The organism is Klenkia brasiliensis, from assembly GCF_900100695.1.
Lineage (GTDB): Bacteria > Actinomycetota > Actinomycetes > Mycobacteriales > Geodermatophilaceae > Klenkia > Klenkia brasiliensis.
The window spans coordinates 170,374-185,888 of the sequence record NZ_FNCF01000003.1 but is presented as its reverse complement, the minus strand read 5'-3'; the positions used below and the strand labels follow the sequence as shown (position 1 = coordinate 185,888).

The window sequence follows — 15,515 nt, the reverse complement described above, 5'->3', positions numbered from 1 at the left end:
ACCGTGGCCGGGTCCGCCCATCCCGGGGGGACGCCGTCGAGTCGCCACTGGTCTGGAGAGGCACAGGGCGAGCCGGGGACCCAACCGCAGCACTGGGGTGCAGCCCCCGACCGGTCGCGCACGACCGCGAGGGGGTAGGGCGACTTCCCGTCCGAACCCGTCAGCTAACCCGGTAGGCGGCATCGGAAGACCTCTTGGAGTGCCGCCGCATGGCGACCCCCTCATCTCCCGCGCGCGCCCGTCACCGGCGCGTGCCCGGCGGCCGCCAGCGCGCGGCCGCCGCCCTCGGCGTCACCGCCGCCGGCGCCGTGCTGGCCCACGTGCTCGTCGGCTCCGGCCCCGTGGCCCCGGCCGCCACGGCCGAGCCGCTCAGCGTCGCCGCCGAGCTGGGCCTGAGCGCGCAGAGCGCCCCCGACCTCGGCGAGCTCGCCGACCTCGCGGCCAGCCGCAGCAGCCGCGAGGACCAGCAGGCCGCGGCCGCCGCGTCGCAGGCCGCCGCCGACCAGGCGGTGCTGGACCAGCAGGCCGCCGCGGCAGCCGCCGCGGAGGCGGCCGCCGCCGAGGCCGCCGCCGCCGAGGCCGCCGCCGCGGAGGCCGCTGCCGCCGCCGCCGCGTCGTCCTCCTCGTCGGCCGGGTCGGCCTCGACGTCCACCGCGGCCGTCGCCGGCACCGCGACGATCCGCAACAGCGCCGGCCCGGTGTCCTCGCGGGTGCAGGCCGCCGCGGACGCCGTGGTGAGCAACGTGCCCGGCGCGGACTCGATCACCCTCGGCGGCACCCGGCCCAGCGCGGCCGACCCCGACGGGCACCCCTCGGGCAACGCCCTGGACTACATGGTCCTGACCGACGAGGCCCTCGGCGACGCGATCGTGGCCTACCACCGGGCCCACTGGGACGAGCTCGGCGTGGAGTACCTCATCTGGAACCAGCGGATGCTGTCCTCGCCGGGCGGGTCGTGGGTGATGATGGAGGACCGCGGTGGCACGACCGCGAACCACTACGACCACGTGCACGTGAACTACCGCTGAGGTCTCACGTCCCGCAGTAGGTCACGTAGGCACCGGCCGGGCCGGGGGTGCGGTAGCGCTCCAGGCCCGGCCGGTCGTCGTAGGGCGCGCGCAGCACCTCGACCAGCTCGCGCACCGGCTCCAGGTCACCCGCGGTCGCCGCGGTGAGCGCGGCCTCCACGACGTGGTTACGCGGCACGAAGACCGGGTTGACCCGGTCCATCGCGTCGGCGTCCGGGCCGGCCGCCAGCCAGCGCGCAGCCCAGGCGTCGAACCCGGCCAGGTCGAGCACCAGCCGCCGGGCCGGCTCGGCGTCCCCGCGGGCGGCGTCCCCGAGCGCCCGGAAGAAGCCGGTGTGGTCGGGGTGGTTCGCGTCCAGCAGCGCCTGCAGGTCGGTGACCAGGGCCGTGACGAGGGCGTCGTCGGCGTCCTCGCCCAGGCCGAGCTTGGCCCGCATCCCGGCGGTCCAGGCCGCCTCGTACCGGGGCAGGAACGTCTCCAGGACGGCGACGGCCTGGGGGATGGCGGTGTCCACGTCGGGGTGCACCAGCGGCAGCAGCGCCTCGGCCAGGCGGGCCAGGTTCCACTGCGCGGCCAGCGGCTGGTTGCCGTAGCGGTAGCGGCCACCGGAGTCGATCGAGCTGAAGACGGTGTCGGCGTCGTGCGCGTCGAGGAAGGCGCACGGGCCGTAGTCGATCGTCTCGCCGGAGATGGTCATGTTGTCGGTGTTCATCACCCCGTGCACGAACCCGACGAGCATCCACTGCGCGACCAGCTGGGCCTGCGCGGCGACCACGTTCTCGTACAGCGCCAGCGCCGGGACCTCGGCGTCGGCGGCGGCGGGTGCGTGCCGGGCGATCGCGTGGTCGAGCAGCCGGCGCAGCAGGTCGGTGTCGTCGGTGGCGCGGACCAGCTGGAAGGACCCCACGCGCAGGTGGCTGGACGCCGTCCGGGCCAGGACGGCGCCGGGCTGGCCGGTCTCGCGCTGCACGGTGCGGCCGGTCCCGACGACGGCCAGCGAGCGGGTCGTCGGGATGCCCAGGGCGTGCATCGCGGTGCTGACCACGAACTCGCGCAGCATCGGGCCCACCACGGCCAGCCCGTCGCCGCCGCGGGACCACGGCGTGCGGCCGGACCCCTTCAGGTGCAGGTCGACGTCGCCGAGCTCGCCCAGCAGCAGGGCCCGGCCGTCGCCCAGGCGCGGCGAGTAGTTGCCGAACTGGTGGCCGGCGTACCCCTGCGCCACCGGTCGGGCGCCGTCCGGCACCTGGGTCCCGGTGAGGAACCCCAGGCCGGACGGCGTCCGCAGCCAGGCCGGGTCGAGCCCGAGGTCGGTGGCCAGGGCGTCGTCGAGGGCGAGCAGGCGCGGCGCGGGGGCCTCGTCGGCCTGCCACGGCACCGAGAGCTCGGGCAGGGCGTCGGCGAAGCGGTGCTCGAGCCGTACGGCGGTGGAGGTGCTCACCCCGGCGACGGTACGACGCTCAGACGCCGGCCGGCTTGAGCAGGACCTTCTGCCAGCCCTCCTCCTTGGCGCGGAAGTTCTTGTACGCCTCGGGGGCCTGGTCGATGGGCAGCCGGTGCGAGGCGAAGGTGTCCACGCCCAGCGGGTCGTCGTCGGTGAGCAGCGGCATGATCTCCGGCACCCACTTCTTCACGTTGCACTGGCCCATCGTCAGCTGGATCTGCTTGTCGAAGAGCGTGAGCATCGGGATGGGGTCGGCGGCGCCGCCGTAGACGCCCGACAGCGAGATGGTGCCGCCGCGGCGCACGATGTCGATCGCCGAGTACAGCGCGGCCAGCCGGTCGACCCCGGCGGTCTTCTGCAGCGGGGCGGCCAGCACGTCGGGGAGCAGGCCCGCGGCCTTCTGCACGAAGGTGGTGGCGGGGGAGCCGTGCGCCTCGAGGCCGACGGCGTCGACGACGGAGTCCGGGCCGCGGCCGTCGGTCAGGTCGCGGATCGCGTCGCCGAGGTCGTGCTCGTGCTCGCGCAGGTCGACCACCTCGACGCCGCGCGACCGGGCCCGCTCGAGCCGGTCGGGGACCAGGTCGACGCCGATCACGCGGTAGCCCTTGTGCAGGCCGATGCGGGCGGCGAAGTCGCCCACCGGACCCAGGCCCAGGACGACCAGGGTGCCGCCCTCGGGGACGTGCGCGTAGGCCACGGCCTGCCAGGCGGTGGGCAGGATGTCCGACAGGTAGGCGAACCGGTCGTCGGCCGGGCCCTCGGGCAGCTTCACGTGCGTGAACTGCGCCTGCGGCACCCGGAGGAACTCCGCCTGTCCGCCGGGCACCGAGCCGTACATCTTCGAGTAGCCGAACAGCGCCGCACCCGAGCCCTGGTCGCGCACCTGGGTGGTCTCGCACTGGGTGTAGAGGCCGCGGTCGCACATCCAGCAGTGCCCGCAGGAGATCTGGAACGGGATGGACACCCGGTCACCCACCCGCAGGTCACCGGTCTCGCCGCCGACCTCGACCACCTCGCCCATCGTCTCGTGGCCCAGCACGTCGCCCACGCTCATGAAGGGGGCGAGCGGCTCGACCAGGTGCAGGTCCGACCCGCAGATGTTGGTGGTGGTGACGCGGATGATCGCGTCGGTCGGCTGCTGGATGACGGGGTCGGGGACCTCGTCCACCCGGACGTCGCCCTTGCCGTGCCAGGTCACTGCCTTCATGGGGATCCCCCTCGGTCGCGCGGAACGGTCGCGCCCGTGGTCTCCAGGCCCGGTCGACCCTCCCCACGCCCGAGGGGGTCCGAAACCGGGCGTGCGGACAACTCCCAGGTCGCGCACAGCCCGCGCTGGGGTGGGGTCGTGACCATGGGAAGCAGGAACCACCCGAGGAGATGCCGTGATCGTGTTGCTGGCCACCGTGCTGCTGCTGTTCCAGCTGGTCCTGGTCGCCCGCGTGGTGGTCGACTGGGTCGGCGTGCTGTCCCCGGCCGGCGGCGCCCGCATCGGCGGGGTCCGCCGCGTCGTCCACGGCCTCACCGAACCGGTGATCGCCCCCGTGCGCCGGGTGCTGCCGCCGCTGCGGCTGGGCGGCCTGGGCATCGACCTGGCGTTCACGGTCGTCTTCCTGGCCGTCGTCGTCCTCCGGTCGGTGCTGCTGTCCTACTGATCGAACAGGACGACGTCGACGGGCTCGGCGGTGAAGGGGTTGGCCCACTCGGACGGCGCGCCGGTGATCGGGGCGGCGTCGGTGACGACCGTGCAGGGCCGGCCCGGGTAGACCGCCAGCACCCGGGTCGCCGACGTCAGCTCGACGGTGTGCTCCAGCAGCTCCCCGCGCCGCATCTGCCGGGTGGTCCGGGTGCCGCGCAGCTCCTCGCCGACCGCCGCGGTCCAGGTGGCGCCCTCGGCGTCGAAGGTGAGCGAGGCGATCCGCTCGCCGGGCGGGGCGGGCGCGCAGCCGGCGAACTCGGCCAGGGCCTCGTAGAGCCGCTCGGCCTGGTCGGGGTCCTCGGCGCGGGGCAGGAAGAAGGCGGGCACGGGCCGCAGTGTGCTGGTCCCCTCCGACAGCCCGGGTCTAGGTTCGGGTGCTGTGCACCGGCTGACCGTCGAGGAGGCCCGGCAGGTCGCCGTCCGGGCGCAGCTGCTGGACGCCGACCGCCCGGCCGACCTGCTGCACGTCGTCGAGCGGCTCGCCTTCCTGCAGCTGGACCCCACGGCCGCCGTCGCGCCCAGCGCCGACCTGGTCGCCTGGACCCGGCTCGGGTCCGGGTACCGGCCCGAGGAGCTGCGCCGGGCCCTCGACGTCGAGCGCACCCTGTTCGAGCTGCATGCCTGCGTGCGGCCGATGGCCGACCTGCGGCTGTTCCGGGCCCGCATGCAGCGCGCGCCCCTGTACCTGCGTCCCCGCGAGTGGCTGGCCGCCAACCAGGGCTTCGCCGCCGACGTGCTCGCCCGGCTGCGCGCCGACGGGCCGCTGCTGTCCAAGGACATCCCGGACACCGCGGCGGTGCCGTGGGCGTCGACCGGCTGGACCGGCAACCGGAACGTCACCCAGATGCTGGAGGTGCTGGCCGGGCGGGGCGAGGTCGCCATCAGCGGACGGCGGGGCAAGCAGCGGCTGTGGGACCTGGCCGAGCGGGTCTACCCGGCCGACGTCGAGGTGGTGCCCTTCGAGGACGCCGAGCGCGAGCGCGACCGGCGCCGGCTGCGGGCCCTGGGCATCGCCCGGGCCCGGACCGACCAGTCGTCGGTGGAGGCCAACGACGTGGGCGAGGCCGGGGAGCCCGCCGTGGTGGACGGCGTCCCGGGGGAGTGGCGGGTCGACCCCGACCAGCTGGGCCGCCCGTTCACCGGCCGGACGGCACTGCTGTCGCCCTTCGACCGGCTGGTGCACGACCGCCGCCGGGCCCTGGAGCTGTTCGGCTTCGACTACACGCTGGAGATGTACAAGCCCGCCGCCGCCCGCCGGTGGGGCTACTTCGCGCTGCCGGTGCTGCACGCCGACCGGCTGGTCGGCAAGGTCGACGCCGCGGCCGACCGGAAGGCCGGCACGTTCACCGTCGCCGCCGTCCACCAGGACGTGCCCTTCACCCCGGCCATGACCGAGGACGTCGACGTCGAGCTCGCCGCCCTCGCCGACTGGCTCGGCCTCACCCTCCGCCGCTGAGGACCCACGCGTCCCGCGCGCCCCGGAGAAGGTTGTGCACAACCGGAAAGGTCGCCTACGGTCCCGGGGCCGCGTCGGACATCGACGTACCCCGACCCGGAGGTCCTCCTGTGCGCGCCCGATCCCGTCTGCTCCTCGCCCTCGGCCCGGCGGCCCTCGCCGTCGCCGCCGGGACCGCGTCCCCGGCCCAGGCGGCCCCGTCGAGCGGGCCCGTCGGCTACGTCGTCGGCCACCACGCCGAAGCGCAGGTCCTGCTCGCGGATGGCCGCCAGGCCTCGGTCGTCGTCGACGAGTACGCGAGCGGCGGCCCGTCCGGTGGACGGTGGAGCGAGGTCGCGGTCGTCGTGGCGTGCGAGTCCTCCCGCGACTGCGCCACCGGCGGCGAGGCCTACCTCGACCTCGACGGTGACGTCCTCACCGTCACCCCGGGTCTTGGGCGCACGACGCTGCCGCCCGTGCAGATGACGCTGTCCGGGTGGACCGACCGCGGCGCGACGCAGGTGCAGACGACCGTCACGGTCAGCGCCGTGCTCACCGCCACCGGCCCGCTCGCGGCCACCACCACCCGCGGCTCCGACTGCGCGAGCCCGTCGTCCACCCCGTGCCGCTCGCTCACCGTGGTGACCAGTCGCCCGGTCTCCGCGGCGGTCACCCTCGGCGGCGCGACGTCGAACGGCACGGGCACCGTCTCGTCCACCCGCACGGTCAGCGTGGCGGCGCGCTGACCCCCGGGTTCCCCGACACCGGGGTCGCCCCGACTCAGCCCGCCAGGTCGGCCAGGAGGTCGAGCTGGGTCCGCCACACCGGGGACGACGGGTCGATGAGCACGAAGTGGTCGCCGTCGACCTCGGTCAGCGTGGCGTCGGCACCGGCCGCGGTGGCCGCCTGCACGTAGGTCTGCGACTGCGACAGCGGCACGTTGGTGTCGGCCCGGCCGTGCACGCACCGCACGGGGACGCTGAGGGGCACCTGCTGCAGCGGGTCGACCGCGGCGTCCACCGGGCCGCCGACGAAGGCCTGCACCGCACCGGCGCCCAGGTCCTCGGCCTCCGCGCCGCGCAGGTCCAGCACCCCGGCCTGCGACACCGCGCCGGTCAGCGGCACCCGCGCACCCGACCGCCCGGCTGCCCACACCGCCAGGTGCCCGCCCGCGGAGTGGCCGAGCGCCAGCACCGTGGAGAGGTCGAGGTCGGTGGTGGCCAGCGCGTCGATGCCGGCGGCGACGTCGTCCAGCGTGGCCGGCACCCCGCCGCCGTCGCCCACCCGCCGGTACTCCAGGTTCCAGGCCGCCCAGCCCTCGTCGGCCAGCGCCTGCGCCAGCGGCGCGCCCAGCGACGCGTCGTACTGCGCCCGCCAGAACCCGCCGTGGATGACCACCACGACCCCGCGGGGGGTGCCCTCGGGCCGGTAGAGCTCGGCCCACTGGCTGGGGTCGTCGCCGTAGGCGGTGCGGGAGCCAGGAGCGGGAGGACGCGAGCAGCCGGCGGTCACCGCGCCGAGTGTGCCCCAGGCGGTCAGCTGCAGCAGGGTTCGTCGGCGGAGGAGGGGCACACCGGGTGTTCGTGGTGGACCCGTCCGGCGGACGGCGGTGCCGATCCACGACGCCGTCGGTGCGGGTGGGTAGGCTGGGTGCCCTGCGGCCGGACCAGACCGGCGGCACCCGCTGCACCGGCGTCGACGCACCGCACGCCGCCGGGGCCCGCAGTGATCGGGCTCGCCCGACCGGATCGCCGGTCGCGCCGCTCCGCCCGCAGGGCGCGCCGCCGTGTGCGCGGCGGCGCAGCACGTCTCCAGGAGGTAGTGAGTGGCTCGAGCAGGCCAGCGTCGTGACGGCGCTCGCCGCACCGCCGGTCGGGGTGGCCACCGGCCGCGCAACGGTGACCTGGTCGCCGAGCTCGCCCGGGCCGTCCGCGACGTCGAGGCCGCGGCCAAGCGCAACCGGGTGACCCCCACGGTGCGGGCGACCTTCCAGGCCGTCGCGCTGCTGCTGCGCGAGGAGCGCGCGCGGGTGCGCACGGCGGCGGTCAGCGACAGCCACCGCACCGAGCAGCTCAAGCGGCTGGAGGGCCTGGCCACGATCATGGCCACCACCGCGGTCCGCGACGCCGGCCTGCTGGCCCTGCTCGCCGACGAGGCGGTGCCCTCCGAGGCCGCCCGCCGCATCGCCAAGGACATGAAACGCGACCTCGGCGTCGAGGTGGAGGAGGAGCCCGAGCCCGAGCCGGTCGCCGTCGCGCCCGTCGAGGCCCCCCGCCGCGTCGTCCCGCAGTCGGTCGCCGCCCGCCAGCTCGCCAACCCCTTCCTAGCCCCGGACTACGACGCCGGCGCGGCCCAGCGCGGTCCCCGGCCCGGCCGGCTGGCCGGCTGGGAGCTGATGGGCCCGCTGCTGGCCTCCTTCGAGCGGGCCGGCGGCGGGGCACCGGCCTGCATGTCGCTGCCGTTCCCGACCCAGCGGTTCACCCCGGCGGGCCTGGAGCTCATGCCGCACCAGGGCCAGCTGGTCGCCGCCGTCGCCGAGGGCCACCGCAGCTTCCTGCTCGCCGACGAGCCCGGCCTGGGCAAGACCGCGCAGGCGCTGCTGGCCGCCGAGGCCGCGATGGCCTACCCGCTGCTGGTCGTCGTCCCCAACGTCGTGAAGACGAACTGGGCGCGGGAGGCCGCGCTGTGGACCCCGCACCGGCCGGCCACCGTCGTGCAGGGCGACGGGGACAACGTCGACGGGTTCGCCGACATCGTCGTCGTCAACTACGAGGTGCTCGACCGGCACCGCGGGTGGCTGGAGGAGTTCGGCTTCCGCGGCATGGTCGTCGACGAGGCGCACTTCATCAAGAACGTCACCTCCCAGCGCTCCCAGCACGTGCTGGCGCTGTCGGCCGGCCTGCGGGTGCGCACCGCCAAGCCGCTGCTGATGGCGCTGACCGGTACCCCGCTGATCAACGACGTCGACGACTTCCGGGCCATCTGGCGCTTCCTGGGCTGGGTCGACGAGACCAAGCCGCTGGCCCAGCTCACCGAGTGCCTCGAGGCCACCGGCTACGTCCCGGCCGACCGGGAGTTCTACGAGGCCGCCCGCCGGTGCGTCGTCGACATGGGCATCGTGCGCCGCCGCAAGGTCGACGTCGCCGCCGACATCCCCGCCCGCCGGATCGCCGACCTGCCGGTCGAGCTGGACGGCGCCGTGGGCCGCTCCATCCGGGCCGCCGAGCGCGAGCTGGCGCAGCGGATGGTGGCGCAGTACCGGTCGGCGCTGTCCTACCGCGACGTCGTGGACGACGAGCTGGACATGGACCTGGTGCGCCGGGTGGCCAAGAGCGAGCTCAAGGACGCGATGACCCGCCAGACCGGCGAGAACGTGTTCTCGATGATGCGCCGGATCGGCCTGGCCAAGGCGGAGCTGGCCGCCGACTACGCCGCGCAGCTGGCCCGCAGCGCCGGCAAGGTCGTCTTCTTCGCCAAGCACATCGCGGTCATGGACGCCGCCGAGGCCTCCTTCGAGAAGGCCGGGGTGAGCTTCTCCTCCATCCGCGGCGACCAGACGCCCTCGGTCCGGCAGAAGGAGGTCGACGCCTTCGTCAACGACCCGTCGGTGCAGGTCGCCGTCTGCTCGCTGACCGCGGCCGGTGTCGGGCTGAACCTGCAGGTGGCCTCGAACGTCGTCCTCGCCGAGCTGTCCTGGACCGACGCCGAGCAGACCCAGGCCATCGACCGCAGCCACCGGATCGGGCAGACCGAGCCGGTCACCGCGTGGCGGATCATCGCCGCGCAGACCATCGACTCCCGGATCGCCGAGCTGATCGGCTCCAAGGCCGGGCTCGCCGCCCGCGCGCTGGACGGGTCGGACGAGGAGGTCGCGGCCACCGGCGACGTGCAGCTGGAGGCGCTGGTCGCGCTGCTGGTGGACGCGCTGCGGGCGCAGCCCGCCTGACCGGTCCCGGGGACGGCGGTCGCCGCCGTCCCCGGGTCGGGTGTCAGCCGCGGATCTTCGCGGTGATCTCCGCGAGCCGCTTGCCCTGGTAGCGGGCCGCGGTGAGCGCCTCGTCGCTGGCCGCGGCGGAGTTGCCGGCCGAGGGCACCGACGTGCCGTAGGGGTTGCCGCCGGCGGCGAACAGCAGCGGGTCGGTGTAGCCGGGCGGCACGATGACCGCGCCGAAGTGCGAGAACACGTTGAACAGCGTGAGGATCGTCGACTCGTTGCCGCCGTGGGTGTTCTGCGCGCTGGTGAAGGCGGTGGCGCCCTTGTTGGCCAGGGTGCCGTTGAACCACAGCCCGCCGAGGGTGTCGATGTAGGCCTTCAGCTGGGCGGACGGCGTCCCGAAGCGGGTCGGGGTGCCGAAGGCGTAGCCGTCGGCCCAGGCCAGGTCGTCGGGGGTGGCGATCTCGACGCCGGAGACGTCGTCGAGGTGGGCCCGCCACGCCGGGTTGCTGTCGATGGCGGCGTCGGGGGCGGTCTCGGGCACGCGGCGCAGCCGGACGTCGGCGCCGGCCTCCTGCGCGCCCTCGGCGACGGCCTGCGCGAGCTGGTGGGTGTTGCCGGTCGAGGAGTAGTAGACGACGACGATGTTGGTCACGGGGACCTCCCGGGTCGAGGAAGTGGTTGCACGTTCAACCCTCGGGGAGGTGTCGGACCCCCGCAACCCGGTCAGCCGACCGTGATGGTCATCCGCATCCCGCGGGCGGTGTGGTCACCGACCGGGCACAGCAGTTCGTAGTCGCCGGGCTGCAGGGTGACGGTCAGCTCGGCGCTGTCGCCGGGCCGGACGTCGTCGGAGGTCTCGTCCACGCCCGGCCCGGTGATGGTGAGGGCGTGCGGGGCCGACCCGTCGTCGGAGAGCACGAACGTGTACTCCCCGGGCGCGAACTCCTGCTGGGAGAGGGTGAAGGCGAACTCGGTGGCCGAGACGTCGACCTCGGTGGGCCCGGCGGCGTCGGCGGCGGAGGACCCGGTGGCACCGGACGGCGCGCTGCTCGACGACACGCTGCCCGCCGACGCGGACGACGGGTCGGCGGTCGCCGCGCCGTCCTGCGCCGAGCAGCCGGTCACGACCGGTGCGAGCAGTGCGGCAGCGAGCAGGACGACCCGGGGACGGGGTGCGGTCACGGGGACCTCCGGCGCCTGGGGGACGGACCCGACGCACCCGAAGTGCACTGCGGAACGGGCCGGGGGAACACCCCCCACAACCGGGGGCCGGTGCCCGGGACGGTGTCGACCGGGCTCAGCGGGCCCGGCGGGTGCGGAGGAACCCGGGGACGTCGACCTGCGGCACCGTGCCGGTGCGGGCGAACCCGGCCCACAGGGCACGCAGCTGCCTGCCGCGTGCCTCGACCTCGGCCCAGGGCACACCCGCCAGCAGCGGGGCACCGCGCCAGGCCTCCGGCGAACCGAACAGCAGCGGCAGGTCGGTGCAGTGCGCCGCCCGCAGCGGCGACCCGGGGGCACCCCAGTCCAGCCGGTAGGTGGCCGCCCGGCCGCCGGCCCGGGCGTGCCGCCGGGCCAATGACCGCACGGCCCGGCCGTAGACCACCCAGCTGGCCAGCGCGACCGCGGCCCGGGTGAGCAGCGGGACCCGCCGGACGACGGCGAACCGCTCGGGCAGGCCCGGCAGGAAGAGCGCCACCTCGCGGGCGGTGCTGCCGACGAGCAGGTCGACGTGCGGCGCGGCGGCCGACCAGGCGTCGCCGACGGCGTCCTCGGCCGGCAGCGGCGGGTGGCCGTAGCGGGTGCCGAACGGCATCGCCGCCACCAGGCCGAAGGGGGCGGCGGCGGCCTCGACGCGGGCCTCGGCGGCCAGCACCTCCTCGAGCGGCGTCCCGGCGTCCAGGTCCCCGGCGGCGGCGTCCATGGCCGCCGACATCCGGGCCCGGCCGCGGCTGATGCCCAGCGGTGCGCTCTGCACGACCGCCCGCCGGAAGAGACCGCGGGCGCCGTCGGCCGCCATCAGGTGGGCCACGGCGTCCCCGCCGGCGGAGTGCCCGAAGACGGTGACGGCGGCCGGGTCGCCGCCGAAGCCCTCGATCGCCCGCTGGACCCAGCGCAGCGCCGACAGCTGGTCGAGCAGGCCGAGGTTGGCCTGACGCGGGCCGCCACCGAGGTAGCCGAGCAGGCCGAGCCGGTAGGTGACCGCGACCAGCACCACGCCCTGCTCGCGGACCAGCGGGCGGGGGTCGAACACGGGGGAGTCCCCGGCGCCGGCGCGGTAGGACCCGCCGTGCAGGAACACCATCACCGGGGCGCCCTGCGCGCCGGCCGGGGCGGTGACCGACAGCCGCAGGCAGTCCTCGTCCACCACCAGGTCGCCCATCGGGTCCACGAGCAGGTCGTCCAGCAGCGGGGTCGGGTTCTGCGGGCAGGCGGGCGCGAGCCGGGTGGCGTCGACCGGGCCGTCGGCCACGGGCTCGTCCACCGGGGCGCGGAACCGCTCCGCGCGGGCGTACCGGATCCCGGTCGCCCGGACCAGGTCGCCCTCCCGACGGGCCCGGAACACCCCCGCCGGCGTCTGCACGGTCACCGGCGTCCCCACCCCCACGACGCTACGGCCCGGCCCGGTGCCCCCGCCGGGCTACCGTCCCCACCGTGGAGCTGGAGGACGACGGGACCCTTGCGGTGCGGGGTCCCGGTGGCGAACCCCTGGAACGGGTTGCCCAGCTGACCTGCCGAGAGGCCCGTCCGTGGGTCAGACGGTCGAGCACGCTCCTCGGGGTCCAGCTCTGCGGCTCGCCGGTCGACTGGGTCGTGGGCGATGGTCGTGCCGAGGTCGCCGAGCGGATCCGCCGCGCGGAGGGCACGGACTGCGACACTGCCGGGGACATCCGTCACCTGCGGTTGCCTGACGGACGCCGAGCCGTCGTCCTCGTCGTGGAGTAACAGGTGCTGGTCGACGAGGGGGCTGCCCGGACCCTTGGGTCGTGGCACGGCAGACGGCCCGGTTCGCCGATGTCAGCCACCGCCGCGTGCAAGGTGTGCTGATCAGGAAGGACCTCGCGGACGTCGTGCGGCGCATGCAGGCCGACCTCCGAACCAGGGTCACCCCGAGTGGGGGAAACGCGACCCCCGACCGGTTCCTCGACGCCCTGGCTGCCATCGCCGGAGACGGGCCGGACGACCGGACGCCCACATGGTCGGCTCTGCCGCGGGCTGCGCACCGACCGAAGGCGAGCCGAGGGGTCGACGCGCCCGCCTCCACCCGGAGCTCTCTTGGACACGGGGAACTCCACCCCACTGCCCGAGCGCGGTCGCTTGGGGGACCACTGAATACGAGCTGACCCATCCGCCGTCGGGTGGGAGGTCATCCTGGACGGTGGGAGGCGGTTGCAACCACCTCCCACCGTCGGCGAATGCCTCCCACCCGACGGGTGGCCCGACAGCCCCCACGGTCTGCGCACTCCGCTCTGCGCGCCCACCGTCAGGGATGTGCGGCCACCTGCTCAGGCGGCGGCGCCGGTACCCGGGCGGGCGGGGGTCAGGCGACCGGTTCGGGCTGGGGGAACAGCCGGCGGAGCACGTCGGCGAGGGTGACCACGCCGGCCACCCGGTCGCCGTCGGTGACCACGGCCAGGTGGTTGCGGGTCTCCCGCATCCGCTGCAGCGCGGTGGCCACCGGGGTGGTGGCCTCCAGCGCGAACACCGGTCGCCCGACCGGTGCGGCCGGGGCGTCGTCGGGCAGCACCAGGGTGTCCCGCACGTGGACGACGGTGCCCAGCCGGTCACCGTCGCCGAGCAGGATCCGCAGGTGCCCGCTGGCCCGGGTGGCGGCGCGGACGTCGCCCGCGGTGGCCGACGCCGGCACCGACGCCACCGGGCGGGAGTCGACCAGGTCGGCGACGGTGAGCTCCTGCAGCTGCAGGGCGCCGGCGATCTGGCTGGAGAAGCCCTGCTCCAGTGCGCCGACCTCCACCGAGTGCTCGACCAGCACCCGCAGGGTGTCCGGGCTGTGCCCGGCGGCGACCTCGTCGACCGGCTCAACACCGACCCGGCGCAGCATCCAGTTGGCGCTGCCGTTCATCGCCTTGAGCGCCGGCCGGAAGACCCACATGAACACCCGCATGGCCGGGGCCAGCAGCACCGAGGACCGCTCCGGGTGCGCGATTGCCCACGACTTCGGGGCCATCTCGCCCACCACCAGGTGGATGAAGGTGACCACGAACAGCGAGACCACGAAGCCGGTGACGTCCGCGGCCACCGCCGGCAGGCCCACCGACTCGAACGCCGGGGTCAGCCAGGCGTCGACGGCGGGCTTGCTCAGCGCGCCGAGCGCCAGCACGCAGGCGGTGATGCCCAGCTGCGCGCCGGCCAGCACCAGGGTCAGCTCGGCGGAGTTGCGCAGCGCGGCGCGGGCCGGGCGGCTGCTGACCGCCTGCTCCTCCAGGCGGTGCCGCTTGGCCGCCAGCGCGGCGAACTCCACGGCGACGAAGAACGCGCTCAGCGCGACGATCACGACGGTGGCCGGGACGACCACCCAGGGGTTGGCGCTCATCGGGTCTCCTCCACGGCAGCGGCGGCCGGCTCGGTCGCGGGCAGGTGGACGCGCACCCGCGAGGGCACGTGCCGTTCCACCTCCAGCACCTCGACCTCGGCGTGCCGGACCGCCGGCTCGTCCTCGTGCACCAGCTCGGCGGGGTCCGGGGGCAGCTCGACCCGCACCCGGTCGCCCTCGGCGGGCAGCCCGCCGCGGGCGGCGATGACCAGCCCGGCGACGGTCTCGTAGTCACCGCGCGGCAGGTCCACGCCGACCGCGCGCTCGACCTCGTCCACCGGGACGTCGCCGGCCATCTCCCAGCCCCCGCCGGCGTCGACGGGCTCGCCGACCAGTTCGGGGTCGTGCTCGTCGGTGATCTCCCCGACCAGCTCCTCGGCGAGGTCCTCGACGGTGATGACGCCGGCCAGGCCGCCGTACTCGTCGACGACGCAGGCCAGCTGGTTGCGGGTGGCCGCGAGCTCGGCGAGGACACCGGGCAGCGGCGTCAGGTGGGAGACCACCAGCGCCGGCCGGGCGATCGCGCGCACCGGGGCGTCGTCGTCCTCGGTGGTGGTGAGGAGGTCGGCCAGGTGCACCACGCCGGTGACGTCGCCGTCGGCGGCCGACAGCACCGGGTAGCGGGAGTGGCCGGTGGCCATCAGCTCGCGCAGCCGGCCCAGGGTGTCGGCCTCGGTCACGGTGTCCACCCGGTGGCGGGGGATCATCGCGTGCTCGGCGTCCTGCTCGGGGAAGTCGATGATCCGGTCCAGCAGCACCGACAGCTCCGGCGGCAGGTCACCGCTGGCCCGGGAGTCGGCCACGATGCTGTCCAGGTCGCGCGCGGTCGCGGAGTGCTCGACGTCGTGCACCGGCTCGATGCGCAGCGCGCGCAGCAGCAGGTTGGAGGACTGGTCGAAGAACCAGATCAGCCAGCCGAACACCTTGAGGTAGACCACCGTCGAGGTGGCCAGCCAGCGCGACACCGGCTCGGGCCGGGCGATGGCCAGGTTCTTGGGGAACAGCTCGCCCAGCAGCATCTGCACCAGGGTGGACAGCACCAGGGCACCGACCGCCCCGATGGCCACGCCCACCGCGGTCGGGACGCCGACCCCGCCGAGCAGGGTGCCCACGCTCTGGCCGATCAGCGGCTCGGCGGTGTAGCCGACCAGCAGCCCGGTGACGGTGATGCCCAGCTGGGCGCCCGAGAGCATGAAGGACGTGCGGCGGGTGACCTGCAGGGCGCGTTGGGCTGCGCCGTCGCCGGCCTGGGCCAGCGCGCCCAGCCGGGACCGGTCCACCGACATGTAGGCGAACTCCTGGGCCACGAAGTACGCCGTGGCCGCGGTGATGGCGATCACCACCAGCACGCCGAGGAGCAGGGTCAGGACGGCGGCGGTCACCGGGTCGTCCTGCGGTGGGGGTCGGCGGTCACGGGTCT

At 75.2% G+C, this 15,515-nt stretch carries 15 protein-coding genes and 1 riboswitch; of the genes, 6 read left to right on the top strand and 9 right to left on the bottom strand.

Annotation, left to right across the window (positions count from 1 at the left end; genetic code table 11):
* The first annotated feature begins 32 nt into the window (after positions 1-32).
* A riboswitch (cyclic di-AMP (ydaO/yuaA leader) is annotated at positions 33-194 on the top strand.
* Positions 195-251: 57 nt separating this feature from the next.
* Positions 252-1,028, top strand: a complete 777-nt coding sequence (locus tag BLT39_RS09515) for a VldE C-terminal domain-containing protein (protein ID WP_091062155.1) — start codon at positions 252-254, stop codon at positions 1,026-1,028.
* Between the two features lie 4 nt (positions 1,029-1,032).
* Here the strand turns inward: BLT39_RS09515 and BLT39_RS09510 are convergent, their stop codons facing one another.
* Positions 1,033-2,469 (bottom strand): protein adenylyltransferase SelO, encoded by a 1,437-nt coding sequence (locus tag BLT39_RS09510; protein ID WP_091062151.1) that lies wholly within the window; start codon positions 2,467-2,469, stop codon positions 1,033-1,035.
* A 19-nt stretch (positions 2,470-2,488) separates the two neighbouring features.
* Positions 2,489-3,679 carry a zinc-dependent alcohol dehydrogenase gene (locus BLT39_RS09505; RefSeq protein ID WP_091062150.1) on the bottom strand — a complete coding sequence of 397 codons (1,191 nt, stop codon included), beginning with the start codon at positions 3,677-3,679 and terminating at the stop codon, positions 2,489-2,491.
* 175 nt (positions 3,680-3,854) lie between these two features.
* On the opposite strand from BLT39_RS09505, the gene BLT39_RS09500 reads away from it, so the two are divergent.
* Entirely contained in the window at positions 3,855-4,124 is a 270-nt protein-coding gene (locus BLT39_RS09500; RefSeq protein ID WP_091062148.1) for a YggT family protein, read from the top strand.
* Here BLT39_RS09500 and BLT39_RS09495 read toward each other — a convergent pair.
* Positions 4,118-4,495, bottom strand: a complete 378-nt coding sequence (locus tag BLT39_RS09495; RefSeq protein WP_091062145.1) for a hypothetical protein — start codon at positions 4,493-4,495, stop codon at positions 4,118-4,120. The two genes, BLT39_RS09500 and BLT39_RS09495, sit on opposite strands and share 7 nt — an antisense overlap.
* A gap of 52 nt (positions 4,496-4,547) precedes the next feature.
* Between BLT39_RS09495 and BLT39_RS09490 the strand changes: the two genes are divergently transcribed.
* Positions 4,548-5,624: a DNA glycosylase AlkZ-like family protein gene (locus BLT39_RS09490; protein ID WP_091062144.1), complete on the top strand. Its 1,077-nt coding sequence runs from the start codon at positions 4,548-4,550 to the stop codon at positions 5,622-5,624.
* 110 nt (positions 5,625-5,734) lie between these two features.
* Entirely contained in the window at positions 5,735-6,349 is a 615-nt protein-coding gene (locus BLT39_RS09485) for a hypothetical protein (RefSeq protein WP_091062142.1), read from the top strand.
* Between the two features lie 34 nt (positions 6,350-6,383).
* Here BLT39_RS09485 and BLT39_RS09480 read toward each other — a convergent pair whose 3' ends face one another.
* Positions 6,384-7,115: an alpha/beta hydrolase family protein gene (locus tag BLT39_RS09480; protein WP_207507810.1), complete on the bottom strand. Its 732-nt coding sequence runs from the start codon at positions 7,113-7,115 to the stop codon at positions 6,384-6,386.
* A gap of 313 nt (positions 7,116-7,428) precedes the next feature.
* Here BLT39_RS09480 and BLT39_RS09475 point away from each other — a divergent pair, with 313 nt between their 5' ends.
* Positions 7,429-9,549, top strand: coding sequence for a DEAD/DEAH box helicase (locus tag BLT39_RS09475; RefSeq protein ID WP_091062140.1), 2,121 nt, complete (start codon positions 7,429-7,431; stop codon positions 9,547-9,549).
* Between the two features lie 43 nt (positions 9,550-9,592).
* Here BLT39_RS09475 and wrbA read toward each other — a convergent pair whose 3' ends face one another.
* From wrbA to BLT39_RS09460, 3 genes are all read right to left on the bottom strand, one after another.
* Positions 9,593-10,192, bottom strand: coding sequence for an NAD(P)H:quinone oxidoreductase (gene wrbA / locus BLT39_RS09470; protein WP_207507808.1), 600 nt, complete (start codon positions 10,190-10,192; stop codon positions 9,593-9,595).
* 71 nt (positions 10,193-10,263) lie between these two features.
* Positions 10,264-10,722 (bottom strand): hypothetical protein, encoded by a 459-nt coding sequence (locus tag BLT39_RS09465; RefSeq protein WP_207507807.1) that lies wholly within the window; start codon positions 10,720-10,722, stop codon positions 10,264-10,266.
* A gap of 115 nt (positions 10,723-10,837) precedes the next feature.
* On the bottom strand, positions 10,838-12,142 hold the full coding sequence (locus BLT39_RS09460; protein WP_207507806.1) for a carboxylesterase family protein: 1,305 nt from the start codon (positions 12,140-12,142) through the stop codon (positions 10,838-10,840).
* Positions 12,143-12,195: 53 nt separating this feature from the next.
* Between BLT39_RS09460 and BLT39_RS09455 the strand changes: the two genes are divergently transcribed.
* Positions 12,196-12,486: a hypothetical protein gene (locus BLT39_RS09455; protein ID WP_091062137.1), complete on the top strand. Its 291-nt coding sequence runs from the start codon at positions 12,196-12,198 to the stop codon at positions 12,484-12,486.
* 595 nt (positions 12,487-13,081) lie between these two features.
* Here BLT39_RS09455 and BLT39_RS09450 read toward each other — a convergent pair.
* On the bottom strand, positions 13,082-14,095 hold the full coding sequence (locus tag BLT39_RS09450) for a hemolysin family protein (protein WP_091062135.1): 1,014 nt from the start codon (positions 14,093-14,095) through the stop codon (positions 13,082-13,084).
* On the bottom strand, positions 14,092-15,477 hold the full coding sequence (locus tag BLT39_RS09445; RefSeq protein WP_242658281.1) for a hemolysin family protein: 1,386 nt from the start codon (positions 15,475-15,477) through the stop codon (positions 14,092-14,094). Before BLT39_RS09445 ends, BLT39_RS09450 begins: the two co-directional genes overlap by 4 nt.
* Between the last annotated feature and the right edge of the window lie 38 nt (positions 15,478-15,515).

Excerpts from the sequence above, each read along its gene's own strand:
- BLT39_RS09505 (WP_091062150.1), bottom strand. The coding sequence starts at position 3,679 with ATGAAGGCAGTGACCTGGCACGGCAAGGGCGACGTCCGGGTGGACGAG.
- BLT39_RS09450 (WP_091062135.1), bottom strand. The coding sequence starts at position 14,095 with ATGAGCGCCAACCCCTGGGTGGTCGTCCCGGCCACCGTCGTGATCGTC.